At 59.8% G+C, this 14,623-nt stretch carries 15 protein-coding genes and 2 pseudogenes; 12 read left to right on the top strand and 5 right to left on the bottom strand.

Annotated elements, in window-relative coordinates:
* Window positions 1-5 precede the first annotated feature (5 nt).
* Window positions 6-1,424: an MltF family protein gene (locus AC0V2S_RS24765; protein WP_475512037.1), complete on the top strand. Its 1,419-nt coding sequence runs from the start codon at window positions 6-8 to the stop codon at window positions 1,422-1,424.
* A gap of 122 nt (window positions 1,425-1,546) precedes the next feature.
* Window positions 1,547-1,981: a DoxX family protein gene (locus tag AC0V2S_RS24760; RefSeq protein ID WP_475512036.1), complete on the top strand. Its 435-nt coding sequence runs from the start codon at window positions 1,547-1,549 to the stop codon at window positions 1,979-1,981.
* 69 nt (window positions 1,982-2,050) lie between these two features.
* Here AC0V2S_RS24760 and AC0V2S_RS24755 read toward each other — a convergent pair whose 3' ends face one another.
* Both AC0V2S_RS24755 and AC0V2S_RS24750 read right to left on the bottom strand, forming a co-directional pair.
* A complete protein-coding gene (locus AC0V2S_RS24755) occupies window positions 2,051-3,073 on the bottom strand; it encodes a lipase secretion chaperone (RefSeq protein ID WP_475512035.1) in 1,023 nt (340 codons plus the stop codon).
* Between the two features lie 67 nt (window positions 3,074-3,140).
* A complete protein-coding gene (locus tag AC0V2S_RS24750; protein WP_475512034.1) occupies window positions 3,141-4,073 on the bottom strand; it encodes an alpha/beta fold hydrolase in 933 nt (310 codons plus the stop codon).
* A gap of 516 nt (window positions 4,074-4,589) precedes the next feature.
* Here AC0V2S_RS24750 and AC0V2S_RS24745 point away from each other — a divergent pair.
* The 4 genes from AC0V2S_RS24745 (at window position 4,590) to AC0V2S_RS24730 (ending at window position 7,841) form a co-directional block, all read left to right on the top strand.
* The gene (locus AC0V2S_RS24745; protein WP_475512033.1) at window positions 4,590-4,964 is read left to right on the top strand and encodes a class I SAM-dependent methyltransferase; all 375 of its coding nucleotides are present in this window, start codon (window positions 4,590-4,592) and stop codon (window positions 4,962-4,964) included.
* 150 nt (window positions 4,965-5,114) lie between these two features.
* The gene (locus AC0V2S_RS24740; RefSeq protein WP_475512032.1) at window positions 5,115-6,254 is read left to right on the top strand and encodes an acyl-CoA dehydrogenase family protein; all 1,140 of its coding nucleotides are present in this window, start codon (window positions 5,115-5,117) and stop codon (window positions 6,252-6,254) included.
* A gap of 43 nt (window positions 6,255-6,297) precedes the next feature.
* Window positions 6,298-7,479, top strand: a complete 1,182-nt coding sequence (locus AC0V2S_RS24735) for a CaiB/BaiF CoA transferase family protein (protein ID WP_475512031.1) — start codon at window positions 6,298-6,300, stop codon at window positions 7,477-7,479.
* A gap of 56 nt (window positions 7,480-7,535) precedes the next feature.
* Entirely contained in the window at window positions 7,536-7,841 is a 306-nt protein-coding gene (locus AC0V2S_RS24730; protein WP_475512030.1) for an NIPSNAP family protein, read from the top strand.
* Between the two features lie 108 nt (window positions 7,842-7,949).
* Here the strand turns inward: AC0V2S_RS24730 and AC0V2S_RS24725 are convergent, their stop codons facing one another.
* The 3 genes and pseudogenes from AC0V2S_RS24725 to AC0V2S_RS24715 form a co-directional block, all read right to left on the bottom strand.
* Window positions 7,950-8,444 carry a SprT family zinc-dependent metalloprotease gene (locus tag AC0V2S_RS24725; RefSeq protein WP_475512029.1) on the bottom strand — a complete coding sequence of 165 codons (495 nt, stop codon included), beginning with the start codon at window positions 8,442-8,444 and terminating at the stop codon, window positions 7,950-7,952.
* A 109-nt stretch (window positions 8,445-8,553) separates the two neighbouring features.
* Window positions 8,554-9,153 carry a Yip1 family protein gene (locus tag AC0V2S_RS24720; RefSeq protein ID WP_475512028.1) on the bottom strand — a complete coding sequence of 200 codons (600 nt, stop codon included), beginning with the start codon at window positions 9,151-9,153 and terminating at the stop codon, window positions 8,554-8,556.
* Between the two features lie 167 nt (window positions 9,154-9,320).
* Window positions 9,321-9,940, bottom strand: a pseudogene (locus tag AC0V2S_RS24715) (DNA-J related domain-containing protein).
* A 111-nt stretch (window positions 9,941-10,051) separates the two neighbouring features.
* Here AC0V2S_RS24715 and AC0V2S_RS24710 point away from each other — a divergent pair.
* The 6 genes and pseudogenes from AC0V2S_RS24710 to AC0V2S_RS24685 all read left to right on the top strand — a co-directional run.
* Entirely contained in the window at window positions 10,052-10,873 is an 822-nt protein-coding gene (locus AC0V2S_RS24710) for a DUF547 domain-containing protein (RefSeq protein ID WP_475512027.1), read from the top strand.
* 245 nt (window positions 10,874-11,118) lie between these two features.
* A pseudogene (gene ttcA / locus AC0V2S_RS24705) lies at window positions 11,119-11,941 on the top strand (tRNA 2-thiocytidine(32) synthetase TtcA).
* Window positions 11,942-11,977: 36 nt separating this feature from the next.
* The gene (locus tag AC0V2S_RS24700; RefSeq protein WP_475512026.1) at window positions 11,978-12,649 is read left to right on the top strand and encodes a DNA-3-methyladenine glycosylase I; all 672 of its coding nucleotides are present in this window, start codon (window positions 11,978-11,980) and stop codon (window positions 12,647-12,649) included.
* A 16-nt stretch (window positions 12,650-12,665) separates the two neighbouring features.
* Entirely contained in the window at window positions 12,666-13,424 is a 759-nt protein-coding gene (locus AC0V2S_RS24695; RefSeq protein WP_475512025.1) for an NAD-dependent deacylase, read from the top strand.
* A 67-nt stretch (window positions 13,425-13,491) separates the two neighbouring features.
* Complete coding sequence (locus AC0V2S_RS24690) at window positions 13,492-14,124, top strand: C40 family peptidase (protein ID WP_475512024.1); 633 nt, start codon at window positions 13,492-13,494, stop codon at window positions 14,122-14,124.
* Between the two features lie 173 nt (window positions 14,125-14,297).
* Window positions 14,298-14,623 (top strand): C40 family peptidase (locus AC0V2S_RS24685; protein WP_475512023.1); only part of this gene is annotated, 326 nt, incomplete at its 3' end.

The following is a 14,623-nucleotide window of genomic DNA, read 5'->3' as shown; positions in this document are numbered from 1 at the left end:
AGTGAATGTCGCGTCCGCTGCTGCTTCTGTTATGCCTGGTGCTACTGCCGTTGCCGGCGGCTGCGCGTCTGGCCGGGCCGCAGGAAGGTTGGCAGCACCCGAGTGAAGTGCGCGACCTGAGCAAAATCCGCAGCAGCGGTGTGCTGCGGGTGCTGGTCAACCAGAGCCGCAACAGCTCCGGCGAGGTAAAGGGCGAGGCCATCGGCCTGGAGTACCACCGTCTCAAAGCCTTCGAGCAATACCTCAATCGCAACGCCCATGACGGCCGCCCGCTGACCCTGAAAATCATCCCCAAAGCCAAAGACCAACTGCTTGCCGCCCTGCAGCGCGGCGAAGGGGACCTGGTGGTGCCCGGTGAACTGCTCAATGCCCGCAGCGGCCAGGACGTCAGCCCGAGCATGGCCATTCGCACCCATGTGCCGTTGGTGATAGTGGGCAAGCAGGGCAACAAACGTTATCAGCGCATCGAGCAACTGGCAGGACGTAGCCTGGCGCTGCCGGCCGGCAGTGCGGCGGCTGAAGCCTTGGAGGAGATCAACCAGCACCTGGCCTTGCGCAAGCTGCCACCGATCAGCATTGAGTGGGTGGACCCAACCCTGGCCGTGGAAGACGTGTTGGAAATGGTTGAAGCCGGCATCTTCCCCTATACCGCCGTGGAGCTGCCGATTGCCGAGCGCTGGATAAAGGTGATGCCCAACCTGCGCATCGAAAGGCAACTGGTGCTGACGGAGCAGGGCGATATCAACTGGTTCGTACGCCCCGATGCGCCAATGCTGCGGGCGGCCATCGACCGGTTTCTCAGCGGCTACAACAGCCCCACCGACCAGGACGTAGCCTTCCAGCGAATCTACCGGCGTTTATACAAAGTGCATTACCCCTTGGCCCGTGGCGATCGCCAACGCCTGGAGAAGGTGCGCCCGGTGCTGCAGCGTTTTGGCGATGAACAGAATATCGACTGGCTGGCCCTGGCCGCGCTGGCCTTCAAGGAATCCACCCTTAATCCGGTTGCGCGCGGCACCGGCGGCGCGACCGGGCTTATGCAAATCACCCCGGCCGCCGCCAAAAGCGTAGGGATCAGCGATGTAAAGGGCGTGGAGGGCAACGTACAGGCCAGCGCCAAGTATCTGGCTCGTATCCGCCGTAATTTCTTTAGCAGCGCGCAAATCAACGAACGCGAGCGCATGGCCTTCGTGCTGGCTGCCTACAACCTCGGCCCGCAACGGGTGCAGGGGTTCCGCGCAGAGGCCAAACGGCGCGGCCTGAACCCCAATCAGTGGTTCTTTCAGGTAGAACGGATCGCTATGGAGCAGGTAGGAATGGGCGTAGTCAGCTACGTTAATGCGGTGAACAAGTACTACCTGGCCTACGACCGTGAGCGCGAGCAGTTGGTGCCCAAAGTTAAAGTGGCCAGTACCAAGAAGTGAAGGATGCGTATTGATTAAATAATTCGATATGTATTACGCGAAAATGACGCTAGTCGTATCGAATTGATTATTTAAACTACGCCCACCAACACCTACTAAGCCTCCCCATTAAGGATTGCACCATGAACAAACTGATCAACACCGTACTTGCTACCCGCGCCGGCTTTGGCATCACCATTCTGCGCGTAATCACCGGTCTTACTTTCGCCTCCCACGGCTCGCAAAAACTCTTCGGCTTGTTCGGCGGCTACGGCCTGGCGGGCACTGGCCAATGGATGGAAAGCATCGGCATCACCCCGGGTTACCTGATGGCTCTGCTGGCCGGTAGCGCCGAGTTCTTCGGTGGTGTGGCGCTGATCATCGGTCTGCTGGTTCGCCCGGCAGCGGTGTCGCTGATCGTAGCCATGCTGGTTGCCATCTTCGCGGTGCACATCGGCAACGGCTTCTTTATGGCCACCAACGGTTTTGAATATGCCCTGATCCTGGCCACCATCAGCGCAGCGCTGCTGGTTGAAGGCGCTGGCAAGTTCTCGCTGGATCGCAAAATCGCGGGCTGAATAAGCCGCGTGTAAAAAAGCCCGCCTAGTGCGGGCTTTTGCTTTTTTAGGCGGGGTGCAACAGCACGATCAGGTGCCAGTGTTCGCCGACATCTCCACCGCTGCATCCAGCCGCAGCCGCTCGTTCTCGTTGAATTGCTCTGTCGCCAACTGCTGGATAGCGGCTTCTTTGTCGCCGTCGCTCAACCCTTTCTGGTTTTGAATTTGCGCTTTGGCGGCAGCAAACGTGCTGATGCGCTGTTTCCAGCCGGCGCGTTGCTGGTCCAGCGCTTCCAGGCGGGTAGTGGCTTCGGCACCGACCAACTGCTGGCGCAACGCGCGTACGTCTTCGGCGCTGGCGCCGTTGGCGCGCAGTTGTTCGGTCTGCGTGTGCAGTTCGCTTTGCAGTTGGGGCAGCACGCTTTCTTGCAGCTCTTCCGGCAGGCTGGCGCGCAGTTGGTCCATGGCGAGGCCTTTGGCGGTGGCGTCCAGTTTGTCGTCGTGCTGTATGGCCAGACGCTGCAGCGTGAACTGGTTATAGGCCTCTTCGCCGCCGAAGAAAGCTTGGTGGGCTTCAGCGGTAAACAGACGGGCGCGCAGGGCCTGTACGGCGCTTTCGCGTTGGCGCAGGGCGTCCAGGTTGGCCATTTGCGGCAGGTCGCGTTCCAGCAACACGAGCTCGCGTTTGTAGTCGATGTATTGGCTGAGCAGCGCTTGCGCCTGTTCCTGGGCCGGTTGCGGCAGTTGGCTGGCGATATAGGCGCGCAGGCGTTTGACGCTCTCTTGCAGGGATTCCTCACCGTAGGCGCTGAGGAAGTAATCGAAGATATGGCGGATGTCGCCGGTGATCAGCAGGTTGCCGGCGCCGTCGACCTGAAAGCTGCCATCCACTTGCGTGCCTTTAAAAGACGGCGGCAGCGGGGCAAGTGTGGCGGGCAGGGGGGCGATCTGGGTGCTGACCAGGTCGGTCGGGGTTTTTGCCGCCGCCACGGGTTTGGCGGCTTTTGGCGTGCTGACCACTGGGCCTTCGGTAGTATCCAGCGGCTGCAAATAGAGCATCACCGCCACACACACGGCGAAGGAAACGGGCAGCAACAGCAGCAGTTTTTTCATGGCGTATCCACTCCAACCAATAGGGCCCGGTAGCCGGGCCCAAGGTAGGCCCGGCCGTTGCCATCAATTAAAGGCCGGCGTTTTTCAACCGGTTGGCTTGCTGGCGATACACGGTGACCGGGTCGGTCTCGAACAGGCTGGTAAGGCCAAAGGTCTGGTTTACTTCGTCGAGATGGTTCATGCGGTAGTCGTCGCGAATCACCTGACCCAGGTGTGAACTGCATTTGCCGACCAGGCCGTCGTTGGCGGTGCTGCCGAAGGTAAGTGACGAGGCGCCGAGTAGCAGGTCGCTCGGGTCCAGAGCGTTGGTCAGCGGGCTGGTGCCGCCCCACGAGTAGTAGCGCACGCCGTTGACGCTGTAGGCACCTTCGCCACAAGCACTGGTGGGAATGCCCTGCGGGTACTTGGCGTTGAACACCGCAGCGCCGGCCGAGTTCAGCGATTGCAAGGCGCCGAGGGCGTTTTGCGGGGTTGTGCTGGAGCTGGCGGAGAGGAAATTGATCAACGCACCGAGGCCGTTGACGATCCCGGCGACGATGGTTTCCCCGGCCGAGCCCGGCGGAATCTGGCGTAGGAAATCGGCAGTAGCCGAGCCTTTGTGCGGGGCGCCGACGCTGGTTGCCGAGGCCACCAGATCCGGGCGTACTGCAGCCACGTAGCGGATGGTCGGGCCGCCATGGCTGTGGCCAATCAGGTTGACCTTGGGTTTGCCGCTGATGGCGACGATTTCTTCCACCTGAGCCAGCAACTGTTCGCCGCGTTTTTCCGAGGTGTCGAGTTGGCTGACTTCGGTGATGTACACCTTGGCGCCGTCGCTGCGCAGGGCCTTGGGAATGCCATACCAGTAGTCGACCCCCAAAATGCTGTCGAAGCCGAGCATGCCGTGGGCCAGTACTACCGGGTATTTGGTCTGGGTGTAGCCGGTGGCTGCATCGACCTGGTTGGAAATCAGCAGACCAGAGGCAACGCAGAGGGCGAGCAGAGTTTTATTGTTGTTCATATGCGCTCTCGCAAGGGATGAATAAGGCAATTGTCGCCATCCAGGGCAAGCCCCCACGCCCATCCGGGGCGCGTACAGCAGCACAAGCGGTAGTACAGGATTCATGCCACTACAAGCGCAGCGCCGTGGCTGGCTCTAGTTCGGTGTTTTACGGCGAAGTTGCGTGCATTGTCGGACAATTTGCGCTGTTTCCCCTGTTACTGGCTGAAACGGCGAGCGCGGTGTTTGGCCACTTATGCCCGGCTGCTGAAGGCCGCGAATCGCCAGGGTTTGCTGAGAAATTTTCTTGCTAACGTACCGGACCTAACCTAAGGATGGGTTGGCAGCCGGCAAGCCCCAGGGTTGACAGGCCGGCGCTGGCTTCCCTAGGATTGCCGCCAGCGCCGATTTAAACAGCTACTTGCGGGGCGCTCAGCGAAGACAGGTTCGAACCTGATTCGAAATACCGCTAAAGCGCTGGTTCGGTGCCGCCTCTCACCGCTTCCTGCGAAGCTTTTGAGGCGAGAGACCCCGTACATGAATGCCCCGACTGTATTGACCACCCCTGCATCCCCGGCCCCTGCGCCGACCCCCGCTGTTGCCCCGTTGAACCTGCGTCCCTTGCTGCGTCTGGCACCGATCACCAGCGGCCTGGCGCTGCGCAACCCGAAAATTTTGCTGGGTGGTACCCACCAGCCCACCTTGCTGCGCTATCTCGAAGGCTGGCCAAAACGCTGGGACGCGCCGCGCACGTTTCAGGTTCAGTTCGTGGGCAATGACGAATCGCTGCAGCGCTTTGCCAGCGACAGTTTCGATCTCGCCGTGCTGCAGGCGCCGAGCGCCGAAAATCTGGAAAGTTGTGTGCGGGAGTTGGTGCGTGTGGCGCGTCAGGGTTTGATCACTCGCCGCTAGATCAAACGCATCGAGGCTGAAGCCTCTCCTACAGGGGAATGCGATCCTTCCTGACCGAATGGGTCAACCCACCCTGAGCACATGCGTCATTGAGCCCTGCGCCGAGCGGCGCCTACCCTGCGGAACAATAAATTCGCAGGGAGCCACCACATGCAACGCATCCATTTCGAGACCGAGCACAACCTGTTTCGCGACGCTTTTCGCGCCTTTCTGCAAAAGGAAGTCGTGCCGCACCAGGACGCTTGGGAAGAAGCCGGCGTGGTCAGCCGCGACGTCTGGCTCAAAGCCGGCGAAATGGGGTTTCTGCTGCCCTGGGCCGATGAGGAATACGGCGGCAGCGGCCTGAAAGATTTCCGCTACGAACAGATCATGTGCGAAGAACTGGCCAACATTAATGAAGCCGGTTTTATGCTGCCGCTGCACTCGGCGCTGTGCGGGCCGTATATCGCCGACTACGGCAATGCTGAACAAAAAGCCCGTTTTCTGCCGAGCATCATTCGCGGCGAATGCATTCTGGCCGTGGCCATGACCGAGCCGAGTGCCGGTTCCGACCTGGCTGGCATGCGCACCACGGCGGTCGACAAAGGTGATCACTACGAAATCAACGGTTCCAAAGTGTTTATCTCCAACGGCCTGTTGGCCGACGTGGTGATCGTTGCCGCCAAGACCGACCCGGCCAACAAACACGCCATGGGCCTGTTTCTGGTGGAGCGCGGCATGGAAGGCTTCGAGCGCGGCCGTAACCTGAAAAAACTCGGGATGAAAAGCCAGGACACCGCCGAACTGTTCTTCAACAACGTCAAAGTGCCCAAGGAAAACCTGCTGGGCGATGCCAAAGGTGGCTTCTTCTACCTGATGAATATGCTCGCCCAGGAACGCCTGACCAACGCTTGCGGCGCGGTCGGCGGCGCGGAAGCGGCCTTGCAGGTGACCATCGACTACGTCAAAGAGCGCAAGGCGTTCGACCGGCCGATTTCGCACTTCCAGAACACCCGCTTCAAACTCGCCGAAATGCGCACCCAAGTAGATGTGGCCCAAGTGTTTGTCGACCGCTGCGTGATGGACCACAACCAGAAAAAACTCACCCCGGAAGTCGCCGCCGAGGCCAAACTCTTTACCACCGAACTGCTTGGCAAAGTGGTCGATGAGGGTGTGCAGCTGCATGGCGGTTGGGGTTATATGTGGGAATACCCGATCTGCAAGATGTACGCGAACGCGCGTATCCAGCGGATTTTCGCCGGCACCTCGGAAATCATGAAAGAGATCATCAGCCGCGGCATGAAGCTGTAACGCTGCTGGCTGAGCGTTCATAACAACAATAAAAGGAGCCGCCATGAAAGGCCCGCTGTCTTCCCTGAAAGTGCTGGATTTTTCCACGTTGTTGCCCGGTCCTTTTGCCTCGCTGCTGCTGGCCGATATGGGCGCGGACGTATTGCGCGTGGAGTCGCCCACGCGCATGGACCTGGTGCGCGTACTGCTTCCCCACGACCACGGCGTGGCCGCCAGCCATGCCTACCTCAATCGCAATAAACGCGCGATTGCCCTGGACCTGAAACAGGCAGCGGCGGTGGAAGTGGTCAAGCAACTGGTGCAGGACTACGACATCGTGCTCGAGCAATTTCGCCCCGGCGTGATGGACAAATTGGGCGTGGGCTATGAGGCGCTCAAGGCCATCAACCCCAAGCTGATTTACGTATCCATCACCGGCTACGGCCAGACCGGTCCGTACAAAGACCGCGCTGGCCACGACATCAATTACCTGGCGCTGTCCGGCATTGCCGATCAGACCGGCCGCCTGGATAGCGGCCCGTTGCCGCTGGGCATTCAGGCGGCAGATATCGCCGGCGGCTCGCTGCATGGCGTGATGGGCTTACTCGCCGCGGTAATCCAACGCCAGCACACGGGCGAGGGACAGCAGGTGGATGTGAGCATGACCGACTGCATTTTCAGCCTGCATGCCATGGCCGGCTCGGGTTACCTGGCCTGTGGTGAAGAACCGAAAATGGAAAGTCAGGCGCTCAATGGCGGCAGCTTCTACGACTACTACCGCACCCGCGATGGCCGCTGGTTTTCGGTGGGCAGTCTGGAGCCGCAATTTATGCAGCAATTCTGCGCGGCGATTGGCCGGCCGGAGTTGGCGGCCCATGGTCTGTCGCCAAAGCCGGAACAGCAGCGGGCGTTGAAAGCACAGATTCAACTGGAATTCGAGAAGCGCGATTTCGCCGAATGGAGCGAGATTTTTGCCGCGCTGGATGCCTGTGTTGAACCGATGCTGTCGTTGGCCGAAGCGGTGGAGCATCCGCAGTTGCAGGCGCGTGAATTGACGGTGGAGGTGCCGCGCGAAGGTCTGGCGCCACAACGGCAAATCGCCAGTCCGATCAAATTCTCCGGCGGGCTGCCGGCGCCTCGGCATATTGGCGCGCCGGTGGGGGCGCATACGGCTGAGGTGCTGGCAGAGCTGGGGTACACCGTTGAGCAGATTGCGTCGTTGCGGGCTGGTAAGGTGATTGGCTGAAAGCATCGCGGCTAACGCTGCGATCTCCGCAAACACCGTTATCGAGAAAAGCCCCGATGGTTACCTGCTACCTGCGCTACGTGATCGACCCCAACAAGCTCAAGGAATTCGAACACTACGGAAAATTGTGGATTCCCCTGGTCGAGCGCTTCGGCGGCCAGCACCACGGCTATTTTCTGCCGTCGGAAGGGGCTAACAATATCGCCTTGGCGCTGTTTACCTTTCCTAGCCTGGCGACGTACGAGCAGTACCGCCACGACTCCATGCAAGATCCCGAATGCCTGGCGGCGTTCAAGTACGCGCAGGACACGCAATGTGTCCTGAGTTACGAGCGCAGTTTTTTCCGGCCGGTGTTTGAGTAAACACCGCATTCCCGTAGGAGCGACCTTGGTCGCGAACCCTGGAAACGACACTCTCGAATCGTGTTTGCAGGGTTCGCCAGCAAGCTGGCTCCTACAAAAAGGCCGCGTTTATTCGTCCCGCTGCTCACCGCTAAACACCAACGTCGCCTTGCAGCTGCGGCAGTAGTAGCGCCGCCCTTTGCGCACCAGGCTGTGGCGCTGGGCGGAGAAGGGGAAGTCGCGGTCGGGGCAGGCGCAGCTGTATACGTAGCGCGTCACGCTGCGGCGCTGAATTTCATAGGTGTGGCAGCGGTCGGCCGGCAGTTCGTATACGCCCTGCATGATCAGTTGCCATTCCTCGCCGTGCGGCTGGATATGCGGGCCGAACATTTCGCGGGCGATCATATGCGCGACCTCATGGGCCACGGTCTGCTTTAAAAAGTGTTCCTGGTTTTCGCGGTACAGCTGGGGGTTGAAACGCAGCAGGTTTTCATCGAGGTGGGCCACCCCGGCTTTCTGGCCTCGTAACTTGAGGCTGACTTCGGGGCGGGTAAAGCGGCGTCTGAAAAACGCTTCGGCTTGTTGGTAGCAAGCCTCGACACGAGCATTAAGCAGTTCGGGCATCGAGTTCCTCCGGATAACAGGCGCGATTATGCCCAAGCGCGCCGCCGGCCACTTGCCTAAAACAACGAAACCGCCAAACGGCGGTTTCGTTGTGTAGCTCATGCAAGGTTTAGCTGCGGTACACCGGGCCTACGCCCATCTCCCAGAAAATAACCGACATGGCAATCATGGCCACCAGCACAACAAGCCCCACCGCCAGCACCGAGCTGGAGAACAGAAAGCCTTCGTCCTGGTGAATGTTCATAAAGGTGGGTATGCCCACATACAGTAAGTACACCGTGTAACAGATCGCGGCCGTGCCGACGAACATGGCGAGCCACAGGTTAGGGTAGAGCCCCGCCAGCCCGCCGATAAACAGCGGCGTAGCGGTGTACGCGGCAAACACGATGCAGCGACCCATATCCGGCGTCGCATCGTAGGTGCGCGCCATCCAATTGATAAATGCACCCATGACAGCGACGCCACCCAGCATGGCCAGGTAAGTCATGACCGTCATCCACAAGGCACTGGCTTCGGTCAGCATGACCGGCGAGCCGTTGCCCACCGTCCAGCCAACCTGGGTTGTTCCTATATAGGCAGACACTGCGGGAATCGCGGCCAGAATCAGCACATGGGTCAAATACATGTGGCTGATGCTTTCTTCTTCACCGCGGATCTCTTGCCACTCTTGGTCAGGATGCGCGAAAAGCCCCCAAACGTGATGGATCATGCGAGACACCTCCTCTTGTTATAACGGTCGCCCCCCAGCGTAGCGCCCGGGACGCGTGAGTAGCGTTGTCGGGTGCAGGGCCGAACCAATGCGACCGTATGCCGCAGTATAGGCAGGGGCTGGAGGCCGCGTGGGGCGTGGTTTTAGAGCAAATCAGTCTCTAAACCTCAGCGGTAATAGCGGGTAAGAATTTCCATCGCCAAGTTGATGGATTGCAGCCGCGAAGTGCTACCGCCGCGATCGGGATGGTGCTCGCTGACGAGCTGGCGGTAACGCTGTTTGATAGTGGCGAGCTTGAGCGTTTGCGGGTTGCTGTCGAGTTCGAACAGTTCCAGTGCTGCACGCTTTTCGTCACCACCCTGCATACGTTTCCAGAAGCTGGTGAGAAGTTTCTCCACATCACCTTCGCTGGTGTCGCGTAAATGGCTTAAATCGAGGTAGTAGGCACGCAGCGGGTCCGGTTCGCTCAACTGAGCATGGCCGGCGGAGTAGGCAGGAGTTGCACACACAACGGGCTGATTAATAAATGACCAGTCTGTTGCTGCCACAGCCGATCCCTCAGCCCATAGAGCGCGTTGAACAGCAGAAAATGGGTGCGAAACAACACCAACTTGTCGGCCAGGCCCACATTGGGAATATGGGTGGAGTGGCGATTTTTCAGTTGCTGAATCAGCTGGTATTCGCTGCAACCGTCAGGCGTTTCACGCAGCAAATGCAGCACCTGGGCGCTTAAATCCAGGCTGTTATCCAGTTCGGCAGGTGGGGCAGAGGCGGGGTTGTAAGTCATTTTCGCAGCCTAGCACAGCAACCGAAGCGGCTTGTGTGGCGGAACTCGCACGATTCAGGCCTGTCCCACGCAGCAGACAACGGCCCGTGAGCCGGTATGGAGAAGCACCCTATGCGCCGGTTGCGCACCTTGTTCGTTATTGCCTCATTGCTGTTTACGGCCGCCCTTTCTGCTACTGCAATGGCCGCACCTTCCGCCGACCCGTGGGACTTCTGGAACGCTAGCGACGAAACCCGCGCGGCCCATATTGACCATAGCGCCTGGCAGGAGCTGTTAAACCGCTACCTGAAAGTCAGCGACAAAGACGGCATCGCCCGCTTCGACTATGCCCATGTCGACTCGGTGCACCGCCGCTTGCTCGACGTGTATATCGAACAGCTCAGCGACCTCGACCCCCGCCAGTTCACCCGCGCGGAGCAGTTCGCTTACTGGGTCAACCTGTACAACGCGCTGGTAACCCAACTGGTGCTGAAGAAGTACCCCGTGGACTCCATCACCAGCCTGGGCGCGTGGTACCAATTCGGCCCGTGGGACAAGAAAGTTACCGAGGTGGCGGGGCAGAAACTCACTCTCAACGATATTCAGCACCGCATTCTGCGCCCGCTCTGGAAAGACCCGCGCGTGTTCTACGTGCTCAACTGCGCCAGCCTCGGCTGCCCGAACCTGCCGGCCTTTACCCTGAGCGCCAAGAACACCGAGCAGCAGTTGGCCGACGGCGCCCGCGCCTATATCAACGACCCGCGCGGCGCGGCGTTTGAAGAAAAACAACTGGTGCTGTCGCGGATTTACGACTGGTACGCCGATGACTTCGGCGGCGAGCAGGGCGTGCGCGAGCACCTGGTGAAATACGCTGAGCCTGCGCTGGCGCAAAAGCTCAAGGCCTTCGACGGCAAGACCCGCTATCGGTTTGACTGGGATTTGAATAAACAGTGAGGGCCCAGTGCCTTCGTTCAAGCGGACTTCGGCAACGACGGTGCCTTCAGCAAAAACTTCTGTCATTCCTGCGCAGGCAGGAATCCAGGCTTTTGGATGGATCCAATCCCGTTGTCCTAACTTACATTCTGGATTCCTGCCTGCGCAGGAATGACGGTGGTGGGGTGATGAGGGGGGTAGGGGAAACGCCGCTTTCTGCGTAAAATGCGCGCCTTCGCGTTCAGCACTTCCGGACCTTTCGCACCATGGGCACCCTTTCGGTTAATCAAAGCAAACTGCAGAAACGCCTGCGCCGTCAGGCCGGTGAGGCCGTTACCGACTTCAACATGATCGAAGACGGCGACAAGGTGATGGTCTGTCTGTCGGGCGGCAAGGACAGCTACACCATGCTCGACGTGCTGCTGCACCTGCAGAAGGTGGCGCCGATCCAGTTCGAGATCGTGGCCGTCAACATGGACCAGAAGCAGCCCGGCTTCCCCGAGCACGTACTGCCGCAGTACCTCGAAAGCATCGGCGTGCCGTACCACATCGTGGAGAAAGACACGTATTCGGTGGTGATGGACAAGGTGCCGGAAGGCAAAACCACCTGTTCGCTGTGCTCGCGCCTGCGCCGCGGCACGCTCTACACCTTCGCCGATGAAATTGGCGCGACCAAGATGGCCCTCGGGCATCATCGCGACGACATACTGGAAACCTTCTTCCTCAATATGTTCTACGGCGGCACCCTCAAGGCCATGCCGCCCAAGCTGCGCGCCGACGACGGCCGTAACGTGGTGATCCGCCCGCTGACCTACTGCAGCGAGAAAGACATCGAGGCCTACTCCGAGCTGCAAGGTTTCCCGATCATTCCGTGCAACCTGTGTGGCTCGCAGGAAAACCTGCAGCGCAAGGTCGTGAAGGAAATGCTGCTGGAGTGGGAACGCAAAACCCAGGCCGCACCGAGATCATGTTCCGCGCCTGCAGAACGTGATGCCCTCGCAACTCGCTGACCGCAAGCTGTTCGACTTCGAAAACCTGCGTATCGATGAAAGCGCGCCGTCGCGGTTTCTCAACGTCATGAACCTCTGATTGGCCGGTTCCCTATATAGATAGAAGGAAAGCTCTTTGCGCGACTACAAATGGCTGAACGAGTACTGCCTGAATCGGTTCGGTTCCCAGGCCAAACTTGACGCGCAACTGCCCACTGTCAAAACCCCAGCGCAACTTCGCAAAATCACCGACGACCGTTATTTGTCGTTGATTGCACTGAGGGTTTTTCGTGCCGGCCTCAAGCACAGCCTGGTCGACGCCAAATGGCCGGCGTTCGAGCAGGTGTTCTTCGGTTTCGACCCGGAGAAGGTCGTGCTGATGGGTGCCGACCACCTCGAACGGCTGATGCAGGACGCGCGCATCATCCGCCACCTCGGCAAGCTCAGAAGCGTGCCACGCAATGCGCAGTTCGTGCTGGATGTGGCGAAGGAAAAGGGCAGCTTTGGCACGCTGATCGCTGACTGGCCGGTGACCGATATCGTCGGTCTGTGGAAATACCTGGCCAAGCACGGCAGCCAGCTAGGCGGGCTTTCGGCCATGCGGTTTTTGCGCATGGTGGGCAAGGACACGTTTATCCCCGCTGAAGACGTAGTCGCCGCGCTCAAAGCCCAGGACATCATCGACAAGGCACCCACCAGTCTCAAAGAGCTGGCGGCCGTGCAAACGGCGTTCAACACCTGGCATGAGCAGAGCGGCCGGCCGATGGCGCAGCTGTCGTGGATGCTGGCGCACACCGTTAATCATTGATTGAGGGCCGCGGCATATGGACGCACGTTTGATCGACGCGCTGCAGGGCGCCAAACGCATGCTGATCATCACCGGTGCCGGGCTCTCTGCCGATTCCGGTTTGCCCACCTATCGCGGCCTTGGCGGCCTTTATAACGGCGAAACGGCAGAGGGCATTCCTATCGAGGCGGCACTGTCCGGGCCGATGCTGCAGCGCGATCCGTCGTTGTGCTGGAAATACCTGGCTGAACTCGGCCGCGCCTGCCTGAACGCCAAACCCAATGCCGGTCACTACGCCATCGCTGAAATACAGCGGCGTAAACCGGAGTGCTGGGTGCTGACGCAGAACATCGACGGCTATCACCGTCAGGCGGGGTGCGATCCCGAGCGGTTGATCGAGATCCATGGCGAGCTGGCGCCGTTGTACTGCCAGTCTTGCGGGGCCGTGGATAAGGAATTGGCCGCGCACTTAGACAGACCTTTGCCGCCACGGTGCGAACAATGTGCGGGCGTTCTCCGACCGCCGGTCGTTTTATTCGAAGAGATGCTGCCGGAAAAAGCGATCGAAACGCTCTACGACGAGCTTCGCAAGGGATTTGATCTGGTGATTGCGGTAGGTACGACGGCCAGCTTTCCGTACATCGCCGAACCCGTGTTGCGTACCCGCCAGGCAGGGGGCTTTACCGTGGAAATCAACCCGCAGGACGGGGCCTTGAGCCCGTATGTGGACGTCCATATTCGCGGAAAAGCGTTAGATGTGTTGCCGATACTACTGAGTCACACTCCGGCCAATTAAATTTGCATATAACCGTTATGGAAGGCATATTCGCGCCTTCATAAATTTTTCGTCCACGGTCGTGCCCATGCTCAAACGCTCTGCACCCCTCGTGCCCCTAGCACTCTCAGTGTTCCTTGTGGCATGCGCCGGCTATCAGCCAGCCCCGCAACACGCTGAAATTCCTAAGCAAACCAGCAGCCAGCAAGTTGCTGATCAAGATGTCGACGATGATGGTCTCGACCCATTGCCGGACTTCGCTCAGGACCAACCGTACGAACTCCCGACCTTCGCTGACAGCATCCTGGCCCATGGCCTGTCGCTGGTGGGCACCCGTTACCGCTTCGGTGGTACCTCGGCCAACACCGGTTTCGACTGCAGCGGTTTCATCGGTTATCTGTTCAAGGAAGAGGCGGGCATGAGCCTGCCGCGTTCCACCCGCGAAATGATCAACCTCGATGCGCCGCTGGTGGCTCGTGATGATCTGCAACCGGGCGACCTGTTGTTCTTCAGCACCCGCGGCCGTGGTCGCGTAAGCCACGCCGGTATCTACCTGGGTGATGACCAGTTCATCCACTCCAGCAGCAGCAAAAGCGGCGGCGTGCGGGTAGACAGCCTGGACGACAAATACTGGAGCCGTACCTTTATCGAAGCCAAACGTGCACTGGCACTGGCCTCGGTGAACACCGCTCAAGTCAGCCGCAACCCGCTGCACCCGTAAGCGCGTTGAACTGAACAACAAAACCCCCGACATTCGGGGGTTTTGTGTTTTTGGGATCTGACGAATCGGCAGGATATCGCCTGCGGCGATATTCGTCCTACGCCCCCCAAACCCTTGCGCAGCGCGTCAGAGCACGGCAGAGTACGCCGAACCACCTCTGAGCCGCCTCGCTTATGCCCGCTCCGGCCCGCGTCATTCTTGTGTTACTCGCTGCGCTGCTCACGGCATGCGCCAGTTCCCCACCCCCCACAAAACCCATCGTCTATGCACCGCCCAGCGTTGAAACGCCGGATGCGGCCGACGATGTGCTGTTCCGCGCCCTCGGCCTGGTCGGCACCCCGTACCGCTACGGCGGCAATACGCCAGACAGCGGTTTCGATTGCAGCGGCCTGATCGGCTACGTCTACCGCGACGCCGCCGGCATCGCCTTGCCGCGCTCCACCCGCGAACTGATCAGCATGCGTGCGCCGAGCATCAAGCGTGAGGCGCTGCAGGCGGG

The sequence above is a fragment of the Pseudomonas sp. CC11G genome, from assembly GCF_056174845.1.
The sequence above is the reverse complement of the archived record's forward strand: the minus strand, read 5'-3'. Positions and strand labels throughout refer to the sequence as shown.